This window comes from Hymenobacter bucti (assembly GCF_042681145.1).
GTDB lineage: Bacteria > Bacteroidota > Bacteroidia > Cytophagales > Hymenobacteraceae > Hymenobacter > Hymenobacter bucti.
Map to the genome: position 1 here is coordinate 740823 of NZ_JBHUFD010000018.1, position 21117 is coordinate 761939.

Sequence of the window (21117 nt, forward strand, 5' to 3'; positions counted from 1 at the left end):
GAGTGCGATTGCTTCGCTGCGCTCGCAAGGACAAACGTACCCTAATCAATTCGCTGTAGATTAAGCTTATTCCGCCGCGGGCGGCAATACCTGCGTGCCCCAGCTACCGGGCTGCGCAGCCATTTCAAACACCAACTCGCCGCCTTGCATCAGCGCCTGGTGCGAGAGCCAAGCCTGCCGTAGGGGGCGGCCGTTGAGGCGGGCCGACTTGACGTAGCAGTTGGTAGCCGACAGATTGCGGGCGGTGATTTTGAAGTCTTTGCCGTCCGCCAAACGCAGGGTGGTTTGGTGCACCAGCGGGGCATTGAGTAGGTAGTAGGGCTGGCCGGCATTGGGGTAGAGGCCCATCATCTGGAAGGCCAGCCACGATGACATGGCGCCCGAGTCGTCGTTGCCGGGCAGGCCGGTGGGCGTGGTATTGTAGCTCTGGGAGATAATCTGGCGGATGCGTTGGCTGCTCAAATCGGGCCGCCCCAGCCAGTGGTAGAGGCTGGGCGTGAGGAACGACGGCTCGTTGGCCACATTGTAAAATTTCTTCTCAAACAGCGTATCGAGCCGCGCCCGGAAGGCCGCCGGCCCGCCCGACTTGGCAATGAGCGCCGGCACCTGGTGCGGCACGCTCAGCGAGTATTCCCAGGACGTGGCCTCGTAGAAATAGGCGCACCAATGGCACACGTACCACGGGTTTTCGCGGGTGAGCGGCGTGTACACGAACGTCGGGTGCTGCCGCACCGAATTGCCAAACGGAATGGTATCGAGCCACTGGCCGGCCGCATCGCGCGGCATGATAAAGCCGGTGGCGCCGTGGTTTTTATAATCGGCGCGCCACAGGTTTTGCCAGTTGTTGGCCTGGCGGCGGTACTGCTCATACAGGGGCTGCTGCCCCAGGCCCTTGGCCACCACGGAGATGCAATAGTCGTCGTAGGCGTAGTCGAGCGTGCGGTTGCCGGCGCGGTCCACGCCGTAGGGCACGTAGCCCAGCTTGTTATAAGCCAGCAAGCCGCCGCGGCCTTCCTGCTCCTCGTTGCCGCCGGGCGGCACGGTGGCGTCCTTCAGCATGGCTTCCAGGCCCAGGCGGTAGTCGATGCCGGGCAGGTTTTTGACGTAGGCATCGGCGATGAGCACCTCGGCGTTAGAGCCGCCCTGGGTGCGGCCGTTGGCGTTGCCGCTGCGGGCCTCGGGCAGGTAGCCATCGTGCTTGTAGATGTCGAGCAGGGCATTGACGATGGCCACCTCACGCTGGGGCGCCAGCAGCGTAATGAGCGGATTAGACGTGCGGTACGTGTCCCAGATGGCGTAAAAATCGTCGTAGTACGGCATGGGGCCGTTCCAGAGCGGGTTCTCCCCGGTGCGGTCCACAGGCATGAGCATGGTGTGGTAGAGGCCGGTGTAGAACAGCTTTTGCTGGGCGAGCGGCGTATCGGCGCCCAGCTCAGCGCGGCTCAGTAGGGCGTTCCAGCGCTCGCGCAGCTGGCCTAGTACCTGGGCAAAATTCCAGCCCGGTATTTCGGCCCGCACGTTTTCGCTGGCGCGGGCGGCGCTCAGGAAGGAGATGCCGACCTTCACTTTTAGCGTATCGCCGGCGCCATTGGCGAAGCGCAGTAAGGCCCCAGTTTTTTCGCCCGAGTCGGCTTGTAGCTTCTGGCCTAGGTGCAGCTGCTTGCCCTTCCAGGTGGCAAACTCGGCCATTGGTGCGTCGAACACGGCCGCAAAATACACGGTGTAGGCGCGGCCGTTGTTCCAGCCGCCGCGGATGCGGCTGTAGCCCCGCACCTCGGTCGGCGACACTACTTCGACCTCCGAGCCCACGAACTGCTGGGCCTCGCGGCCGTCGGGTTCGGGCTGCTCACCTAGGAAAAAACCAGCGTCAATTTGCAGCGCTTTGGGCTGGCCCTGGGGGTAGGCCAGGCGGTAGAAGCTCACCTTCGGCGACGCCGTAATCTCTACTTTAATAGTCGGTTGGGCGAGCTGGGCGCGGTAGTAGCCTAGCTCGACGTGCTCGGCTTGGCGGTGCGCCGACTTATCACCTAGGGCCAGCGGGCCGCTGAAGGGCATGAGCAGGATGTTGCCGTATTTGGGGCCGCCGCCGGTGCCGCTCACGTGCACCTGCGCAAAGCCGGTGACGGGCGTGGGCTCGGGCAGCCAGCCGCTGTTGGGGCTGCTGGTGCAGTCGGGGCTGGGCTTCACCATCCCGAAGGGCGCGGTGGGGCCCACGAACACCCGCCCCAGCCCCTGCGAGCCGATGAGCGGGTCCACGAACCGGGTGTAGTCCTGCGCAGCGGCCGGAAGCCGGCTAGTTAGGAGGCTAGCGGCCAGCAAAATAAATTTAGCAACTCTCATTTAATCAATTTCTTACTAGCAGGCCGGCGGGTGGCCGGGCTGCTCACCCAAATGGGGTTGGTGAGGGCTAGCATGGCGCCCTGCGGCGTGCGCACCTCCACCCGTAGGTAGCGGGGATGGGCATTTGGCAGCGGCCAGCGCACTACCGTGGGGCCACTGGCGGCTACCGGGTTGGTGGCCAGCACGCCTAGGTCACTGCGCAGCGTGATGGTGCCGGCCGGCGCGCCCCGTAGCTCAAATGCCACCCGAATAACCTGCACGGCGACCACCGCCAGCGTATCGCCTAGGCCGGCTGTGGCCGCACCGGCTTGGGCCGTGAGCGTCAGGCTGATGAGGCGGTCGGCCACTAGGTAGGCCCGGCCCCGGCGCAGGCCCTGCATGATGCCCGTCCGCGACAAGCCGCCGGCTTGCACCACGGTGCGCGGCCGGCCAAGCTGGTTGGGCGAGGGGGCGGCGGTGTGAGTGTCGCTGGCGGCCACGGCCAGGGTAGGGCGGCCCTGGCGCAGCAGGGCGTCCCACCAGGCCAGGGCGCGCTCGTTGCGGGCGTCCCAGCGGCCGTTCCAGACCTCGATGCCATCGAAGTGCCGCACCCCAAACCGGAAACGGTTGACCGTATCGGGGAAGAACGGGTGGTTGATGATGGCCAGCCCGCCCAGGGCCCGCACCTGGGCCGTGGCGCTGGCAATGGCGCTGTCGGCGGGCGCGTAGCGCCAGTCGAGCAGCGTGGTGGCGTCTAGTCCTAGGGCGTTCCAGTGGCCAAAGGCGGTGGTGGTTACTTCTTCGCCGTTGATGATGAGTAGCTTGGGGCTAGCATACTGGCCCCAGCTTAGGTTGGCGCTGTTGGTGTTGTGCTCGGTTGAGATGAGGAAATCCAGCCCCTGGGCGCTAGCCTCATCCACTAGCTCCTGCTGGGTGCGCTTGCCATCGGAGTGCAGCGTGTGCAGGTGCAAATCGCCCTGGTACCAGCCGGGCCTATCATTGGCCACGGCCGGCGCGGGCGTGGGCTGAAAGGCCGGCCCGGCCGCGCCTGGCACCAGCGTCACGCGTAGCTGCCAGTCGAGCCCCGCCGGCTCGATGGTGGAGGGGTAGAGCAGCACGTGCCAGGTGCCGGCTCCTACGGGGCCGGGCACGTAGCCCGTCGAGGCCGCCTGGGCGTTGATAAAGAACTCGTTCTTAGCCCCGCCCGACCAGCCTCGGAAGCCCCGCGGGTGGCCTGCCTGGTGGCCCCTAGGGTCGTAAATACCCATGTTCAGCACGTTCTTGCCCTGATGCGGGTACGACTCCTGCACCCGGATTTCGCGCGTGCCGGCCGGCACTTCGATGGGCACGTAAAGCAACTTATACAGGCTGTCGGCCGGTACGTGGCCGGTGCGGATTAGCTCGACTGGCGCTTGGGCCAGGGCTGGCGCCGGGGCGGCTAGCCCTAGGTAGCTGCCCACGGCAAGCAGATAGCTGCACTGCCTTTTTCCCGGCCTCATCTGGCTGCCCCAGGGGCTGGCAGCTGTAGCCACGCGTTGCCTTGCTTGGCCGATTTTTTCCTAGGTGGCACGAAGTACTGCTTTTGCATAAGCACGAAGGCTGTTTGGCCCAGGCTGTTTCTGAGCACTGCAAAGCACCGGCGCACCTATTACCAGAATATAATTGCATTGTTACGCTTTGCACTAAGCATATAATCCATGCTACTTATCTTATAAATTACTGGGCACTGGCCGGTGTGCTGCGGCTCGCCCCGGCTGGGCTTCGAGCTGCTTTGGTTTAGTAAACGGCCGCTGGGCTGGCGAACACTGGCCGCACGGGCAGGTGCGCCCGAAAAGTGGTGCCGCCGCCCGGCTGGCTGTCTACTTGCATGTGGCCGCCGGTGCTTTCGACCAGGCGGTTGACCAGAAACAGCCCGACCCCCGTGCCTTCAGCCGCTTCGGGGTGGAAGCGCCGGAACAAGTGAAACAGCTCCTTGCCGCACCGGGGCAGGTCGATGCCCAGGCCGTTGTCCTGCACTTCGAGCACGGCGCAGCCACCCTGCTCGTAGGTGCGCACGTGCACCCGCAGGGGGCGGCTGGGCTGGCGGTACTTGAGGGCGTTGCTGAGCAGGTTGAGCACTATCGTGTGCAGGCTGCTGCGCACGCCGTGCAGCGTGGGCAGGGCCGCAAAATCGGCCGTGAGCTGGCCCTGGGTGGCGAGCCAGGCGGGGCGCAGGGCCAGCTGCACATCGGCCAGTACCTCGGCCAGGGCCACGGGCTCGGCGGCCAGGGCGCTGGGTGGGCGCTGCTCCTGCACCACGGCCGCTAGGTCGTGAATGGTGGTCGACAAGTCGCGCAGCGACTCCTCGACCATCTGCAACACTATGCCTTCCTCGGCATCGTGAAAGGTGGCCGTGCGCTGCAGCTCGCCGAAGAGGCCCACTAGGTTGTTGATGGGCTGTTTGAGGTCGTGGCTGGCGGCGTACACGAAGTTGTCGAGGTTCTGGTTGGAGTGGATGAGCTGTTGGTTGGCGGTGTGCAGGCACAGGTTTTGGGCCTGCACCTGCTGCTGGCTGGCCGTGAGGTCGAGCAAAGAGGCGCGCAGCTGCTGGTTGATGGTGTGCAGCTGCCCGTGGAAATGGGCGGCGTGCTGGCGGGCCTCGTTGCGCTCGATGGCGTGCCACACCGTTTTGCGCAGCATAAACGGGTCGAACTGCTGCTTGACCAGGTAGTCGAGGGCGCCGTTGAGCAACGCCCGCACGGCCAGCTGCTCGTTGCCGCGGCCGGTCACCATCACCACGCACAGCGTGTGGGCCGGGCACAGGCCCTGCAGCTGGGCCAGCAGCACCAAGCCATCGGTATCGGGCAGCTGGTAGTCGAGCAGCACGCAGTCGGGCGGGCGCGCCGCAAACAAGGCCAGGCCTTCCTCCCCCGACGACGCCTCCTCCAGTTCCAACTCCAGCGGCTCAGCCCCCGACGGCGCCAGGTAGCGCCGGTAGAGGCAGCGGTCGGCTTCGTTGTCTTCGATAATTAGAATGCGTTTCATAAAATCAAGAGTAGTAGCACGCGGAGGGCAGCTTGCGCCACGCCGTGTAAGCGATGCGAACGGGGCAGCCACGCTGGCTGCCCTTCCAAACTAAGCGCGCAAGGTCCCGGCGGGCCCTCAGCAGCTAGCCTAGGGCCGGGCGCGCAAAAAGCTGCGGGTAGTCGCTGCCGCATGTGGTGCTGCGCCAGCCATCGGCTCGCAAACCCATCCTGAAAAGAATAAATGACCACCCGCCGAGGTATACCCCTGGGAGATGGCTGACCGCCTGCTCTGGCCCGCAGGCTGGGGGCCCGGCGGTGGGCACCTAGGGCCCGGTTTGGGGCCCGGCGGGCGGGGGGCTAGCTCAGGGCCGGGCCGGTGGGCCCATCAGGCACCAGCACGCGGCCGGCTGGCCCCAGTCGATTGGCATGAGCGCCCGGCGAGCTACTCGCTGCGCGGAAAAGGAGGAATGCAGCATGGGCACGAAGCGGTGAAAACGAACTCGGTTCCGTTCCTCACCAGGAAAGCTTGCCGCAAAAAAACCTTGATTTTCATGAAAGGTACCTGCTGCGTGCCAGACGGCAACCTGGCTCCGGTAGTTATTTCGGCCCTAGGCCCGGGGCGCCGCCAAGCTGCTCTCTGGCCCGGCCCGCGGAATCTGCTAGCCCTGGCCGCGCCCTTCTCCTAGGGCTGTTTGAGTTAGCGCCGCTAGTGCGGGGCTCGGCCCGTGCTGGCTAGGGGCCTGCTCGCGAAAGCCTGGGTTGGCCGGCTAAAGCAAGGTGGGGGAGGCGCGCCGGCAGTCCTCAGCCTGCGGTAGCGAAGCGGTGTACCTTCGCTACCGCTACTTTCCCGACTACCCCCGATGCCTGCCGCTCCCGAATCAGTCGCGCTCTTCAATGCCCTGCCCACGCCCCATCTGCTGCTCTCGCCAGCGTTTGTGATTGAAGCCGTAAGCGACGCCTACCTCCACGCCACGCTGACCCAGCGCGCGCAGCTGGTGGGGCAGTACATGTTTGATGCTTTTCCGGATAATCCGCAGACGCCCGAGGCCAACGGCGGGCACAACGTGCGCGCCTCGCTGGCGCAGGTGCTTGCCACCGGGCAGCCGCACCAGATAGCCCACCAGCACTTCGACGTGCCTGACCCCGACCGCCCCGGCCAGTTTGTGGAGCGCTACTGGCGAGCGCTCAATGCGCCCGTGCTGGATGCGCAGGGCAACGTCACGCACATTATCCACGCCGCCGTGGATGTTACGGCCGAGGTGCAGGCCGCCCAGCAGGCCGCCCTGCTGGCCACCGCCCAGCACCAGGCGCAAGCCCGCGAAACGTTTTACCAGGTATTTGAGCAAACGCCGGCCGCCATCTGCCTGCAGCGGGGACCCGCGCACCGCTACGAATACGTGAACGCGGCCTACCAGCAGTTTTTCCCCGACCGCCCGCTCGTGGGCCGAGGCGTGGCCGAGGCCATTCCGGAGGTGATAGACAATGGGCTGCTGGCGCAGCTCGACCGCGTGTACCAGACGGGCGAGACGTTTCAGGCCAGTGAGGTTTCCCTGCTGCTGGACCAGCCCAGCGGGCCGCCCGCCTGGGTCCACGTCTCCTTCACCTACCAGGCCATGCGGGAGCACGGGGAGATTGTGGGCATTTCCACCTTTGTCTACGACGTAACCGCGCAGATAATGGCCCGGCGCCAGCGGGAGGAGGAGCAGCGGCAACTTGAGCAGCTGTTTATGCAGGCCCCGGCGCCCATCGTCATTCTTGATGGACCCGACTTGGTGTTTCAGCTGGTGAACCCGGCCTACCAGCGCATTTTTCCGGGGCGCGCGTTGGCGGGCAAGTCCTTGCTGGAAGCGTTGCCCGAACTGGTGGGCACCCCCATTCCCGCTTTGTTTCAGCGCGTGTACCAAACCGGCAAGCCCATAACGGTGCAGGAAATGCCCCTGATGATGGCGCGCCACGAGGGGCGCGCGCCCGAAGAAATCTACTGGACCTTCACGTATCAGGCGCGCCGCGCGGCCGACGGCAGCATCAACGGCGTGCGGGTCTTTGCCAACGACGTAACGGAGCAGGTGCGCACCCGCCAGCAGATAGAAAGCCTCAACCAGAGGCTGGCCGCCAGCAACGAGAAGTTGCAGGCCAGCAACCAGGAGCTGGGCGAGAGCAACCGCCAGCTCACGCGCACCAACGTGGACCTGGACACGTTCGTGTACACGGCCTCGCACGATTTGAAGGCGCCCATCACCAACATCGAGAGCATCGTGCTGGCCCTGCGCGAGACGCTCGCGGCGGCGGCGCCACCCGACCCACTGGTGCCCCACCTGCTCGATTTGCTTGACCAGACGGTGGCCCGCTTTCAGTTCACCATCAATCAGCTCACCGATATTTCGCGGCTGCAACTGGCCCATACTGGGCCCGCCGAGCCCGTGAACCTGGCCGCGGTGGTCGAGCACGTGCGCCTAGACCTGCTGCCCGCCGTTGCCACGGCGGGTACGCAGCTCACGGTGGCGGTGCCGGCCGGGCTGGTGGTGTCCTTCTCGCCCGCCAACCTGCGCAGCATTGTGTACAACCTGCTCAGCAACGCCATCAAGTACCGCGCCCCCGGCCGGCCGGCGTGGGTGCAAGTGCGCGCTGCACAAACGCCGCAGGCCGTGGTGCTCACAGTGCAGGATAATGGCCTAGGGATGACCGAGGTGCAGCAGCGCCAGCTCTTTGGCTTGTTTCAGCGCCTGCACACCCACGTAGAGGGCACGGGTGTGGGCCTCTACATTACCAAGCGCCTCGTGGAAAATGCGGGCGGTAACATCCAGGTGCAGAGCCAGCCCAACGTGGGTACCACTTTCACCGTCTCCATCCCTGTTTGAGTCCGTTGCCTCTGCTGGATGCTTCCCTTAGCCAGCGTGCGGCTCGTCGATGCCTAGGCTGGCGCCGCCGCTTCAGGAGGAGCCGGAGCCACTACGCGCACGGCATCGCCCACCCGAATCGTGCCGCCCTGCGCAATGTGGGCCGTGAGGCCGCCGTGCCCGCGCATGGCGTTGTAGCCGCCGGGGCCCAGCTCCTCCTCCATGCGCGAGCAGGGGTGGCACTCGCCCGTGATGTCGAGCAGCACCTCGTCGCCAATCTGAATTTGCCGGCCTTTGAGGGCCAGCAGGTTGAGGCCGCTCACCACCAGGTTGCGCCGGAGGCGGCCCGGCGCCACTGGCTCGGGCAGGCCCAAAAAGCCCGCCACGGCCCCTAGGTGCTCGTACTGAATGAGGGTGAGCTGGCGCTTGCCGCTGGGCTTGGGGCTGGCGTGGTCGCCGGCCAGGCGCTGGTCGGTGAGCACCTCGGCCTCGGGCACGGCCAGCAGCGCAGTGCGGCGGGCCGGGCGCAGGCCTATCCACTCCAGCCGCCCTTGCTGGGGCAGGGTGGCCAGCAGGCCCGCAATGGTTGATTTGTTGTCGCCAAAAAAAGGAAAAGCCATGGGATAAGTAAGGACGATAAGCAGCAGAACACCGAAGGAGGAGGATAACAGTAAAAGTGGCTTACCGGGCGAAAGAAACCAAAATAAAGCGGGCTGCTACCTCAACTTAGCCGCCTGCCTTGCGTAAAATAACCAGCCGCCGGTTACCGCGCTCAGTCGAGTGCAGCACTGGCGCTAGACCCGCTTTCTTACTAAAAATTCTGTTTTTATGGCTACGCAAGCCCCCAGCAAAACCAAAAAAGAAGCTACCAAAGGCCTGACTTCGACGAAGGGCGCTGGTGAGCCGCAGACAAATTCGGCAGTGAATATTCAGCCGATTCTCAACCAGCAAGTGCAGGCCCCCAACCCTACGCAGCGCTTTGGCACCGTAAGCCAGCGCCTGCCCATCGGCCTCGACGACCATGTGCGCCTAGAAAGCGTGCAAATGCTGAATCAACTGCTGGCCGACACCATCAGCCTGCGCGACCTCTACAAAAAGCACCATTGGCAGGTAGTAGGTCCTACGTTCTACCAGCTGCACCTGCTGTTCGACAAGCACTATGAGGAGCAGTCGGAGTTGGTTGATACCATTGCCGAGCGCATCCAGATTCTAGGTGGTGTAGCGGTGGCTATGGCCTTCGACGTGGCCGAAATCACCAGCATTCCGCGCCCCCCGCGCGACCGTGAGGAAGCCCCCGTGCAGATTTCGCGTCTGTTAGAAGCTCACCAGATTATTCTGAAAAACTGCCACGAGTACGCCAAAAAAGCCGACGAGTCGGGCGATGATGGCACCAATGACCTGGTGGTAAGCCAGGTAATGCGTACCAACGAACTGCAAGTGTGGTTTGTATCGGAGCACGTAGTAGAGTCGCCGCTGACGAAGGCGGAGTAGTCATTCGCTAGCTAGCCCTCGGCTAATAGTAAGCCCGGTCCCGCAAGGCCGGGCTTTTGCGTGGGCGGCTAGCTGGTTTGGCAGCCCGCCGCGGGGGTAGGCTAGTATCTTTGGGCCCCTTTCTTGTGTGCGCCATGTTTTCTGCCCGCCCCAACCCTGACCCCACGGCCCCCGCCGGGCCGCTGCTCCGGGCGCTGCCGGGGCTGGTGCGCTGGCCCAACCTAGCTATTATGCTGCTGAGCCTAGTGCTGGTGCGGGGGCCGCTGCTGCAGCCCGGCCGGCCGTTTTGGCAAGCGCTGCTGGCGCCTAGCTTCGGGCTGCTGGTGCTGGCGGCGCTGCTGGTAGCGGCGGCCGGCTATATCATCAACGACTACTACGACGTTAAAATCGACGCCATCAACCGGCCCGACCGGCTGGTGGTAGGGCGGGTGGTGCGCCGCCGGCACGCCATGCTGGCGCACGTGGTGCTGAGCGGGGTGGGGGTGCTGCTGGCCGCGGCCCTGTCGGGGCGGCTGGGGCTCGTGACCCTAGGGGCGGCGCTGCTGCTGTGGGGCTACTCGGCCCGCTTCAAGCGGGTGGCCCTGGTGGGCAACGTCAGCATTGGCGCCCTCACGGCGGCGCTGGTGCTGCTGCCCGAGCTGCAGCTACTAACGGGCCAAAAAGCCGTGTGGCTGTATGCGCTCGCGGCTTTTTTGCTCACGGTGGTGCGCGAAATCGCCAAGGATATCGAAGACATGCGCGGCGATGCGCAGCACGACTGCCACACCCTGCCGCTTGTGTGGGGCGTGGCGCGCAGCAAGTGGGTAGCCGGGGGCTTTTTAGCTTGCCTGGGCATGCTGGTAATCGGGGTAATCTACCACCTGCTGGCCTTCGAGCGCTGGGCCCTGGGGGCTTGGCTGCTGCTATTGGTGCTGCTGCCGCTGGGCGGGCTGGCGCGCTTGCTCTGGCGGGCCGACCGCCGCCGGCATTTTCGGCAGCTTAGCAGCTGGTGCAAAGGCATTATGCTGGCGGGCGTGCTGAGCATGCTGCTGGCGTAGTGAGGCAGGGGGTGAAGGAGTGAATGAGTGAGTTGGTGAAGAAGAGAGTGGGCGCTTGACTATGCCCTGGCAGTAAACTCACTCCTTTAATCCCTCGCTCATTCGCTCATTCACTCCTTCACCCCTGCCCATTTCGCGTGGTATCTCAACCGTTGAGGCCCGAATTCCGTTGAGACCCTTACTTCTTCTTCTTTTCTTCATTTCATATGCGCATTTTTCCGCTGCTGTTAGCAGGGTTAGTGAGTGGTTCGCTCGTAAGCCAGGGGCAGGGGCTACCCGCCGGCCAGCCCGATACGACCCGCACGACTACTGCCACTACTACCGTTGCCCCGGTTAAGACCGCCAAGCCGCCCAAGCGAATCACGATTCTCCCCATTCCGGTGCTGTTTTACCAGCAGGAAACGGGGGTCGGCTACGGCCTGGGTGGCCTGCTCAGCGGGCGCCTAGGTACCGATACCATCACGCGCTCGTCTAATGCCCGCGTGCAGTACTGGACCACTCAGCAGAGCCAGAACCTGTTGCAGTTTGTGCACACTATCTACTCGCCGGGCGAGAAGTTTTACCTCAACGGTGAGATTAGCGCTTACAAAAACCGCCTGTACTACTTCGGTATCGGCAATGAGGTATCGGACGACAACCGGTCGTTTCTGGACTTCAACTTGTTCATCATCAACCAGCGCATCCAGAAAAGCATTGCCAAAAACCAGTTTCTGGGCTTGCAGTACCGCTTGTCGCGGGTCTACAATATTGCGCCGCAGACTGGCCTAGTGAATAAGGACGGCGACCAGATTAGCGGCACCAACTACTTCCTGCGCGACCCGCGCATCTTGCAGGACCCTAGTCAGACGCGCAATTTCAACACCTCGGGCATTGGGCCGGTCTACACCCTCGACTCGCGCGATGTGGCCCTAGGGGCTACGAAAGGCGATTTGCTCGACTTGCAGGTGATGTTCAACGGCAAGTTTATTGGCTCCAACTACAACTTTGTGCGGTATCAGATTGATGCGCGGCACTTTCAGCCCATTTTCAGCAACAAAACCATCCTGGCGCTGCAGTTTCTGGGGCAGTTTCACTCCGGCAATGTGCCCTGGCACGCGCTGGCGGGCCTCGGGGCCAACCTAGGCGGCACGCTCTACGACAATGCCAACCTGATGCGCGGCATCTACGAGCAGCGCTACCGCGACCGCCAGATGGTGACGGCCCAGGCCGAGCTGCGCCAGCACCTGTTCTGGCGCCTCGATGGCGCCGCCTTCCTGGGGGTGGGCCAGGTGCGTAATAACCTCAGCGACTACACGTTTGGCGGCCTCCACACGGCGGGCGGCGTGGGTGCACGCTTCAACTTCATCCGGCGCGACCGCGTGAACCTGCGCTTCGACTACGCCTTCGGCAAAGACCCCGGCTTCTACTTCGCCATTGGCGAGGCGTTTTAGCCTACCTAGAGCCCGGCCTCGTGCCGACAATTGCTAAAAAGCCGCGTTGCCTACCTAGGCAACGCGGCTTTTTAGCAATTGTCGGCCACCGGTGCGCCAGCGCGCTGGCCCTGGGCTGACTAATAATACTAGTTTTTCATTGGTAAAGTATGATTTTGATAAGCTATTGTATAATAATAGTATAAGCAGGATTTATAAGCTTTATTGAGCTTATTCCGGTTGCTGTTTTGGATAAATTATAGCTGTGAGTTTATCCTGAAGAGCCAAGGGGGCGTACACGCGCTACCCTATGAGCAATTTTGCTACGCCTGCCCGCTTTCACGCAGCCCGCGAGGCTATGGCCACCGCTACCCTGCTGCCCTGGCCAGTTCAACTGCCGCGGCCTCTCACTACGCCCGCCCAGCTGGCGCGGGCGCTCTGGCGGCAGTTGCCACCGCCGGCCGCCGGCCTACAGGCCTGCGTTATTATTCCGGCTAAGGATGAGGCCCACAACCTGCCCGCTACCCTGGCAGCGTTGGCCGCCCAAACCGAGCTCAATGGCACGCCCCTACCGGCCGGCTGCCTAGAGGTTATCGTGCTGGCCAATAATTGCCAGGACAGCACGGCCGCCGTGGTGCGCCAGTTGGCGCACTGCTACCCCAGCCTTGCGCTGCACGTGGCCGAGCTGCAGTTGCCCGGCGAGCTGGCCCACGTGGGCCAGGCCCGGCGCCTGCTCATGGATGCCGCCGCCACGCGCCTCGAGGACACTGCCGGGCCCGGCGGCCTTATTCTCAGCACCGACGCCGACACGCTGGTGGCCCCCGACTGGCTGGCCGCGTGCCGCGCCGAAGTAGCTGCCGGGGCGGCGGCCGTGGGCGGGCGCATCCTCACGCGCCCCGGCGCTCCCGAGCCCGAAGAGCTGGTGGCCGTGAACCCGTGCAGCGAGCCCCTGGTGAGCCAGGCGCTGGCAGTGCGCCGCACCCAGCTCCGCGATGCTACCTACCACCTGCTGCGCAACCAACTCGAGTGCCTGCTCGACCCCTGCCAGCACGACCCCTGGCCCCGCCACCATCAGCACTTCGGCGCCAGCCTGGCGCTCACGGTGGCGGCCTACCGCCAAGTGGGGGGCTTGCCCGTGGTGCGCTACCTCGAAGACGAAGCCCTGTGGCGCGCCCTGTGCCGCCACGACCTGCCCGTGCGCCACAGCCCCCGCGTGCGCGTGAGTACCTCGGCCCGGCAGCAAGGCCGCGTAGAAGTGGGGCTGTCGTGGCAGCTGCGCGAGTGGGCCACCAACGCCCAGGAGCAGCGCGAGCCCGAAGTGGAGTGCCCGCGCCAGCTAGCCGCCGTGTGGCAGGCCCGGTGCGAGTTGCGCGCCTACTGGCAGGGCCGCTGCCAGCCCACGCCCGCCGGCTTCCGCGAGTGGGCCCTGATACTGCGCGTGCAGGCCGGCTTGCTCTACGAAAAGCTGCACGCTGCCAAGTCGTTCGGCGCCTTTTGGGAGTGGGTGCTCGGCACCCGCGCCAGCGGCGTATCCGTGCATTCGCCCATTACCTGCGTTCCGCTCAGCGAGGCGGTGGCTTGGCTGCGCCAAGCCGTGCGCCAGGGAGTAGCGGTCAGTAGTTCAATCTAAGAAGCCGGCGCCCGGCGCATCGTATATGGCTCGTAACTATAAGGGCACTGGGGCTGCGCGATACGCGCAGCCCCAGTGCCCTTACTCGTATTCAAGAATCTCCTTAGGTTAGTTTTTCTCCAATAAATCGAGCCGGTACTTGTCGTGGCGCTGGCCGGCGAGGTGGCGCAGGGCGCCGCCGGGCTGAGCTTTAGCCAGAAAAAAATCGTGAACCTCGTCGCCGGTCTGTGGGTAGTCGGGCACCACCGGCGTCCAATGCACCAGCAGCAACTGGCCGCCGGTGGGCAGGGCGGCCAGCATCTGGTCGGCGGCGCGGGCCAGGTCGGCGGGCGAGAGGTAGTAGCCGACCTCCGACACTAAAATCAAGTCAAATTCGCCCGCCGGAAACTCGTTGGGCACCTGCATTTTCTTAAGCTCGACCTGCGGCAGAGCGGCGCACCTTTGTCGCGCCTGGGCTAGGGCAGCCTCACTCACGTCCACGCTCAGTAAGTAGCCGCAGCGCGTTGCCAGCTGGGCCGTCATCACCCCAATAGAGCTGCCAATCTCGAAGGCCCGGGCGTAATTCGGGCGGGAAAGGGCACCTAGAGTAGCCACGTATTTTTCGCGTTCGTAAGGGCTGCTGGCAAACTGCCAGGGGTCGGTGTTGGCCCGGTACACGTCGTCAAAATAGCCAGGCGCGAGGGAGTTGGGCTGGTCTTGGTTCATGCGGTGGGGGCTTCTAAAAACACTTCGGTGGGCTGGGCAAAATGCGCCAGCATACTATCAGACAGCAAAAAACCGCTGGGGTCATCGGTGATAATGCCCGGCGCCAACTGCGAGCGGTGCGCCCGGATGGCGCGCTGCTTCTGCGCCAGCACGGGCGCAATATCGAGCTGAAAACTAACGGCTTCCTCCGGCCTAGGTAGGTCGTCGGGAGCGGCGCGCTCCCAGGCCCACACCACGTACTCGAGGCGGCGCGGGGGTTGCGGCAGCTGCGCCAGCGCGGCGGCTACCAGCTGGCTGGTGGCGCGGTGGTCGGGGTGGGGGTCGCGGCGCCAGGGCACCAGCACGGTGGCCGGCTGCTTCTCACGCAAAAAGCCGGCGAGCTGCGCCGCGGCTTCTGCGAAGCCGGGCTGGCCCTCGGTGGGCAGCGCGCCATCGGGCAGGTGCAGATAGCGCACGTTGTCATCGCTTTCCTCTACCCCTAGTATGCTGAGGGCATGGCGCAGTTCGGCGTAGCGTAGCTCGCGCCGGGCCACGGCCGAGAATTCCTGCGAGTGCGGATGCGACTGGCTGCCATCGCTGGTGAGCACGGCCGCCACCGGCTGGCCCGCTTGGCGCAGCAGCGCCAGTAGGCCGCCGCAGCCCAGGGCCTCATCGTCGGGGTGCGGAATGACGACGACGGTAGCCCCTAGGGTAGCCGCAAAGCTGGCGGGGCGCTGGGGGTAAGCCAGAAACGGGGAATCGAGAGGAGCCAACGGGATAGATAATAGAGAGTGTGAGAAAGCAGCTTGGCCTCTGCGAGCCCGAGCGCTCGTATAGCGAGCACTCACGTCAGAACAGCCCGACCGCAGATGCGAGCTGCGCTCGCGCTCGGACTCGCAGAGGCCCAGCTACAGGGGTTGCCACAGCTCGTAGCTGGGCTTGTCTGAGTCAAGGGCGAAGCGGCCGGCATCGGCCAAGATGGCGTCGGGAGCGGGCTGGCGCAGGTAGTGCGTGAGGTCGCGGTGCAGGCGCTCGAAAGGCTCGGGCTGGAGCAGGCCCCGCGCGCCTACCGAGCGCTCGGCCAGCTGCAAGGTGCGCAGGCAGATTTCTTCGGTGGCGGTGCGCATCAGGTTGGCGTAGGCGATGGCGGCGCTGGTGGCAGCCGGCAACGCCGCCACGCCGGGCTGCACCGGTAGCGGCACGTGGGTAGCCGCGCCGCGCAGCCAGCCCTGGCCGGCTTCGTGCATAGTCAGCATCTCGCCCAGGCGCTGGCGTTGGTAGGGGTCGTCGATGCGACCTAGGCCGCGTAGAAAGCGCCGAGTTTCGTCGAGCACCGCCGCCGCGCCGCCCAGCTGCACAGCCGCAAAGCGCACCGCGCCGCCCCCAAACCAGGGCTGCTGGTAGTAGTCGTTGGGCTGGCCCAGCAGGCAATTGGCGGTGATTTCCAGGCGCTCAAAATCAGCAATAAAGCTGGCCGTGGCCCGCATGCCCAGGGGGCGCCAGAAGCTGCGGTCTAGCCTGGGGCGCTGCTCATCGGCGGGCAGCACCAGCATTTGCCAGCCCTGCTGGCCCGGCAGCGCCCCCGTGAGCAGCGGCCGCGTGATGTGGCCCGCGCCCGAGGCGAAGGTTTTGGCGCCGTGCAGGCGGTAGTAGCCATCGGCCAGCAGCTCTAGGCGCACGCCGTGGGCGGGGTTTTCGGTGTTCCAAACCCCGAATACGTGGCCCGCCCGGGCGTCGGCCGCGTAGCGCGCCACCTGCGCCGCCGTGCCGAAGCGCTGCACTAGTAATAACGCATTAACGTGGCCTTCAAACAGCCGCCCCACGGCCAGGTTACCGCGCCCCACGTGGTAGAGCACTTGCAGCAGCGCCAGCGCGGCGGCGGGCTCGCCCAGGCCCACGCCCCCCAGGGTCGGCGACAGCGCCGCCGTTAGCAGGCCCGCCTCGCGCAGCCAGGCAAACTCCTGGGTTGGGAAGCCGCCCACCTGGTCCGTCTCGGCGGCGCGGGCCAGCAGGTGGGGGGCCAGGCGGGCGGCCGTGGCCACGGCCAGCGCGGGGGTGGGCGGGCAGGTAGCACAGGCCACGCCCAGCGGTAGTAAGGGCAACAGCGGCTGCGAGACAAGGGCCGATGGTAAGTCCTTTAGCATAAAATGAGGCGGCGAGGTAGGCAAAATGAAGGCCTTATGGACTAATCTTAACTGTGAAAGGGCCTGGTTAGTTACCGCTGCGGGGCTAAACGAGGCCCCGTGCGGCGTGCGCACGGCTTGGGGGCGCGCTAGTGAGGGGCGTACCTTCGCGGCGCTAAGTCGCCTGCCGTGCCCGGTGGGCGGGCCCGGCCGCCCCGTATAGTCTCTCCGTTTTAGCGTTTCACGCCCCGTAGTTTATGTCCGACCAACCCATTCGCGCCGCCCTGCTTTCCGTGTACCACAAAGACCGGCTGGCCCCGCTGGTAGCCACGCTGCGCCGCCTCGGCGTGCAGCTCTACTCCACCGGCGGCACCCAGCAGTTTCTGGAAGAGCAAGGCGCCGAAGTCACGGCCGTGGAGGACCTCACCGGCTTTCCCGAGGTATTCGGCGGCCGCGTCAAAACGCTGCACCCCAAGGTATTCGGTGGTATTCTGCACCGCCGCCATGAGCCCGGCGACCTCGCCCAGGCCGCGCAGCACGGTATTCCGCCCATCGACCTGGTGGTGGTCGATTTGTATCCGTTTGAAGAAACCGTGGCCAGCGGCGCGCCCGAGGCCGACGTGATTGAGAAAATCGATATCGGCGGCATTGCCCTGCTGCGCGCCGCCGCCAAAAACTACCGCGACGTGCTAGTAGTGAGCTCGCGCGACCAGTACGAGGCCGTGACTCAGCTGCTGGAAGCCACTAATGGTCAGCCTACTCTGGAAGACCGCCGCCAGTACGCTGCTGCGGCCTTCGCCGCCACCAGCCACTACGACACCGAGATTTTCAAGTACGTAAGCCAGGGTACTACTTTGGATGGTGGGCAGGCCCTAGGTACTACGCCCCAGGCACCCAGCACCAGCCTGCGTTACGGCGAGAACCCGCACCAGGCCGGCGCTTTCCACGGCGACCTAGGTGCCCTGTTCGACCAGCTACACGGCAAGCAGCTGAGCTACAACAACCTGGTGGACGTGGACGCGGCCGTGCAGCTCATGCGCGAGTTTGCCGAAGGCCAGCCCGCCGTGGCCATCCTCAAGCACACCAACGCCTGCGGCGTGGCTCAGGCCGAAACCCTGCACACGGCCTACGTTAATGCCCTGGCCTGCGACCCGGTGTCGGCCTTCGGCGGCGTCATCATCGTGAATAAGGAAGTGGACCTGGCCACCGCCCAGGAGCTGAATAAACTGTTCTTCGAAGTGCTCATCGCGCCGAGCTTCGCCGCCGACGCGCTACCCATACTGCAAAGCAAGAAAAACCGCATTCTGCTGCTTCAGAAGCCGGTAGAATTCCCGAAGAAGCAGATTAAAACCTTGCTCAACGGCATCATCGAGCAAGATGCTGACTTGCAGAGCGAAACGGCCGCGGACTTCCGCACAGTAACCAAATCGGCCCCCACCGACGATGAGACAGCGGCGCTGGTTTTTGCCGGCAAAATCTGCAAGCATACCAAGAGCAACACCATCGTGCTGGCCCGCGCGGGCCAGCTGCTGGCCTCGGGCGTGGGCCAGACCTCGCGGGTCGATGCCCTGCGCCAGGCCATCGAGAAGGCCGCCAGCTTTGGCTTCGACCTGCACGGCGCCGTGATGGCCTCCGACGCGTTTTTCCCCTTCCCCGACTGCGTCGAAATAGCGGCGGCGGCGGGCGTGCGCGCCGTAGTGCAGCCCGGCGGCTCCATCAAGGACCAGGACAGCATCGACGCCTGCGACCGCCTAGGGCTGGCGATGGTGCTGACCGGCGTGCGGCACTTTAAGCACTAAAAGTTGGACGTAAGGGCGGCCGTTTCGGCCGTACCTTTGTCCGCTTAATTCCTCCTGCTTTTCGCCGCCTTTCTATAATGGGCTTCTTTAATTTCCTGACCAGCGACATCGCCATTGACCTGGGCACGGCCAATACGCTCATCATTCATAACGATAAAATCGTGGTGGATGAGCCGAGCATCATCGCCAAAGACCGCACAACCAACAAAGTCATCGCCGTGGGCAGCAAAGCCCAGCAGATGCATGAAAAGACGCACGATAATATCAAGACTATCAGGCCGCTGAAGGACGGTGTTATTGCCGATTTCCACGCCGCCGAGGAGATGATAAAGGGCCTCATCAAGCTCATCGACACCCGCCGGCGCTTGTTTCAGCCCTCGCACCGCATGGTTATCTGCATTCCGAGCGGCATCACGGAGGTAGAGAAGCGCGCCGTGCGTGACTCGGCCGAGCATGCTGGGGCCAAGGAAGTCTGGATGATTCAAGAGCCCATGGCCGCCGCCATCGGCATCGGCATCGACGTGGAGCAGCCCGTGGGCTCGATGATAATCGACATCGGGGGCGGCACTACCGAGATTGCGGTTATCGCCCTCTCGGGCATTGTCTGCGACCAGTCCATCAAGACGGCTGGCGACGTGTTCAACCAGGACATCCTAGATTATATGCGCCGCCAGCACAACCTGCTGATTGGCGAGCGCTCGGCCGAGCGCATCAAAATCGAGGTGGGCGCGGCCCTCACCGAGCTCGAAAACACCCCGCCCGACTACGAGGTGCGCGGCCGCGACCTGATGACGGGCATCCCGAAGGTCATTAAAGTAACGTCTTCCGAAATCGCGATTGCACTCGACAAGTCGGTAGCTAAAATCGAGGAAGCCGTGCTGAAGGCGCTGGAAATCAGCCCGCCCGAGCTATCAGCCGACATCTATGAGAACGGCATTCATCTCACTGGCGGCGGGGCCCTGCTGCGCGGCCTCGACAAGCGCCTGGCCGCCAAAACCAAGCTGCCCATCCACATCGCCGAAGACCCACTGCGCGCCGTAGTGCGCGGCACCGGCAAGGCCATCAAGGACATTCAGGCCTTCCGTGGCGTACTGCTTACCTAAGTTAAGAGTTGAGAGTTAAGAGTTAAGAGTTATGAAGCCGAGAGCGGAAACGCCGCGGCTTTGCAGCCCTTAACTCTTAACTCTCAACTCTTAACTCTTAACTGAGTTATGCGTAACCTTATTGCTTTTCTGCTGCGCTATCAAGGAGTTATGCTCTTTGTGCTGCTGGAGGTAGTGAGCTTGTATTTCTTCTTGACGAACAGCTCGTACCAGCGGGCGGCGTTTTTTAACTCGGCCAACGCTTACATGGGCGTGGTGCTGGCCCGCCGCACCCAGGTTACGGACTATTTCCGGCTGGCCGAGCTCAACCAGCAGCTCGTGGCCGACAATGCCCAGCTGCGGCGCCAGCTCTTTCCGCCCGATTTTGCGCACCGCGAAGCCGACTCGCTGCCCGTGGGCCGCGACACCCTAGGGCGCGTGGTGTACCGGCACCTGCGCCCGGCCGCGCCGCAGCTGCCAACTACAACTGCGTCAACTCTTAACTCGCAGCGCCGGCCCGACACTTTGCTACTGGGTAGTAGCAGGCAGGCCACGCTGCCGCTGGTGCCGGCGCGAGTCATCAACAACTCGCTGCGCGAAGTAGACAACTACTTGACTCTGAACGTAGGCAGTGCCGACGGTGTGCAGCCTGACCGCGGCGTTATCAGCGCGGCCGGGGTGGTGGGCAAGGTGCAGGCCGTGAGCGCGCACTACGCCCGCGTGGCCTCGGTGCTGCACTCCAAGCTGCAAGTGGCGGCCCAAATCAAGCGCGATGGCACCATCGGCAGCGTGGGCTGGCCCGAGGGCAGCGACTTTTCGCACGCCATGCTCGACTACATTCCGCGCCAAAATAAGCTCGTGGTGGGCGACTCGGTCGTGACCTCGGGCTACAACTCGGTGTTTCCGGCGGGCGTATTTATCGGCACTGTCGAGTCGTTCACGACCGAGCCTAATAAGAATTTCTCGACGGTAAAATTGCGCCTAGGGGTCGATTTTAGCCGCCTCAACTACGTGTACGTGGTGCCCACGCCGCCCCGCGCCGAGCGCGATTCCCTGGAGCAGCACACCGGTGAGCTGCCAGCCCCGGTAAAAGCGGCCCAGGCCCAAGCCGCAAAAGCAAAACAGCCATGAGCATCGTCGCAAGCATTGGCGGGCAATTGCTGCGCTTCGCCCTCTACGTGGGCCTGTACGTGTTGCTGCTCGACAACAGCAGCGTGGTGCTCTTCGGCCTGGGCTGGAATTTTTTCTACCTAGGCTTCCTGCTGTTTTTGCCCATCAACACGCCCATTGCCTTGCAGCTGCTGCTGGGGTTTGCCATGGGCTTTACCGTTGATATTGCGCACGATACGGGCGGGCTGCACGCCGCCGCGGCCGTGCTGCTGGCCTACCTGCGCCCGTGGGTGCTGCGCCTGCTCACCCCGCGCGACGGCTACGATGCCCAGGACACCGTGAACATCCACCAGATGGGCTGGCAGTGGTTTCTGGTGTACCTGTCCTTGCTCGTGACGGTCCACCACGTTGCCTTCTTTTTTCTGGAGCTTGGCTCGCTGCAACACCCGCTGGTGACCCTAGGCCGGGTAGGCGTAAGCATCCTCTACACCAGCGTGGTGATGCTGATAGTACAGTTGCTGTTCTTCCCGGTGCGGCGGGGGAGGGGATGATTTCAATGAGCAATTAACAAGGAGCAAGGAGCAGGCTGTT

General features: G+C 64.2%; 16 protein-coding genes. 9 read left to right on the plus strand and 7 right to left on the minus strand.

Features of this window, described 5'->3' with window-relative positions; all coding sequences use genetic code 11:
• Positions 1-66: 66 nt before the first annotated feature.
• The 3 genes from ACFSDX_RS22195 to ACFSDX_RS22205 form a co-directional block, all read right to left on the minus strand.
• Positions 67-2340: a GH92 family glycosyl hydrolase gene (locus ACFSDX_RS22195; RefSeq protein WP_382317599.1), complete on the minus strand. Its 2274-nt coding sequence runs from the start codon at positions 2338-2340 to the stop codon at positions 67-69.
• Positions 2337-3779, minus strand: a complete 1443-nt coding sequence (locus ACFSDX_RS22200) for a CehA/McbA family metallohydrolase (RefSeq protein WP_382317601.1) — start codon at positions 3777-3779, stop codon at positions 2337-2339. The genes ACFSDX_RS22195 and ACFSDX_RS22200 overlap by 4 nt, the downstream gene beginning before the upstream one ends.
• 316 nt (positions 3780-4095) lie before the next feature.
• Positions 4096-5343, minus strand: a complete 1248-nt coding sequence (locus ACFSDX_RS22205; RefSeq protein ID WP_382317603.1) for an ATP-binding protein — start codon at positions 5341-5343, stop codon at positions 4096-4098.
• Between the two features lie 841 nt (positions 5344-6184).
• Here ACFSDX_RS22205 and ACFSDX_RS22210 point away from each other — a divergent pair.
• The gene (locus ACFSDX_RS22210) at positions 6185-8182 is read left to right on the plus strand and encodes a PAS domain-containing sensor histidine kinase (RefSeq protein WP_382317605.1); all 1998 of its coding nucleotides are present in this window, start codon (positions 6185-6187) and stop codon (positions 8180-8182) included.
• A gap of 53 nt (positions 8183-8235) precedes the next feature.
• Here ACFSDX_RS22210 and ACFSDX_RS22215 read toward each other — a convergent pair whose 3' ends face one another.
• Positions 8236-8781 carry an MOSC domain-containing protein gene (locus tag ACFSDX_RS22215; protein WP_382317606.1) on the minus strand — a complete coding sequence of 182 codons (546 nt, stop codon included), beginning with the start codon at positions 8779-8781 and terminating at the stop codon, positions 8236-8238.
• Positions 8782-8989: 208 nt separating this feature from the next.
• Here ACFSDX_RS22215 and ACFSDX_RS22220 point away from each other — a divergent pair, with 208 nt between their 5' ends.
• The 4 genes from ACFSDX_RS22220 to ACFSDX_RS22235 all read left to right on the plus strand — a co-directional run bounded on the left by ACFSDX_RS22220 (position 8990) and on the right by ACFSDX_RS22235 (position 13728).
• Positions 8990-9652 (plus strand): Dps family protein, encoded by a 663-nt coding sequence (locus ACFSDX_RS22220; protein WP_382317608.1) that lies wholly within the window; start codon positions 8990-8992, stop codon positions 9650-9652.
• Between the two features lie 134 nt (positions 9653-9786).
• Positions 9787-10689, plus strand: a complete 903-nt coding sequence (locus ACFSDX_RS22225; RefSeq protein WP_382317610.1) for a geranylgeranylglycerol-phosphate geranylgeranyltransferase — start codon at positions 9787-9789, stop codon at positions 10687-10689.
• 206 nt (positions 10690-10895) lie between these two features.
• On the plus strand, positions 10896-12119 hold the full coding sequence (locus ACFSDX_RS22230) for a BamA/TamA family outer membrane protein (RefSeq protein ID WP_382317612.1): 1224 nt from the start codon (positions 10896-10898) through the stop codon (positions 12117-12119).
• Between the two features lie 289 nt (positions 12120-12408).
• Positions 12409-13728 (plus strand): glycosyltransferase family 2 protein, encoded by a 1320-nt coding sequence (locus tag ACFSDX_RS22235; RefSeq protein ID WP_382317614.1) that lies wholly within the window; start codon positions 12409-12411, stop codon positions 13726-13728.
• Between the two features lie 108 nt (positions 13729-13836).
• On the opposite strand, the gene ACFSDX_RS22240 is transcribed toward ACFSDX_RS22235, so the two are convergent.
• From ACFSDX_RS22240 to ACFSDX_RS22250, 3 genes are all read right to left on the minus strand, one after another.
• Positions 13837-14433 (minus strand): class I SAM-dependent DNA methyltransferase, encoded by a 597-nt coding sequence (locus ACFSDX_RS22240; RefSeq protein WP_382317616.1) that lies wholly within the window; start codon positions 14431-14433, stop codon positions 13837-13839.
• Complete coding sequence (locus ACFSDX_RS22245) at positions 14430-15185, minus strand: PIG-L deacetylase family protein (protein ID WP_382317618.1); 756 nt, start codon at positions 15183-15185, stop codon at positions 14430-14432. The genes ACFSDX_RS22240 and ACFSDX_RS22245 overlap by 4 nt, the downstream gene beginning before the upstream one ends.
• Positions 15186-15320: 135 nt before the next feature.
• Positions 15321-16556, minus strand: coding sequence for an acyl-CoA dehydrogenase family protein (locus ACFSDX_RS22250; protein ID WP_382317620.1), 1236 nt, complete (start codon positions 16554-16556; stop codon positions 15321-15323).
• Between the two features lie 236 nt (positions 16557-16792).
• Here ACFSDX_RS22250 and purH point away from each other — a divergent pair, with 236 nt between their 5' ends.
• From purH to ACFSDX_RS22270, 4 genes are all read left to right on the plus strand, one after another.
• The gene (gene purH, locus ACFSDX_RS22255) at positions 16793-18334 is read left to right on the plus strand and encodes a bifunctional phosphoribosylaminoimidazolecarboxamide formyltransferase/IMP cyclohydrolase (protein WP_382317622.1); all 1542 of its coding nucleotides are present in this window, start codon (positions 16793-16795) and stop codon (positions 18332-18334) included.
• 77 nt (positions 18335-18411) lie between these two features.
• Entirely contained in the window at positions 18412-19437 is a 1026-nt protein-coding gene (locus ACFSDX_RS22260) for a rod shape-determining protein (protein WP_382317624.1), read from the plus strand.
• Between the two features lie 108 nt (positions 19438-19545).
• Positions 19546-20547, plus strand: a complete 1002-nt coding sequence (gene mreC / locus ACFSDX_RS22265) for a rod shape-determining protein MreC (RefSeq protein WP_382317626.1) — start codon at positions 19546-19548, stop codon at positions 20545-20547.
• Complete coding sequence (locus ACFSDX_RS22270) at positions 20544-21077, plus strand: hypothetical protein (protein ID WP_382317628.1); 534 nt, start codon at positions 20544-20546, stop codon at positions 21075-21077. The genes mreC and ACFSDX_RS22270 overlap by 4 nt, the downstream gene beginning before the upstream one ends.
• Positions 21078-21117: the final 40 nt, after the last annotated feature.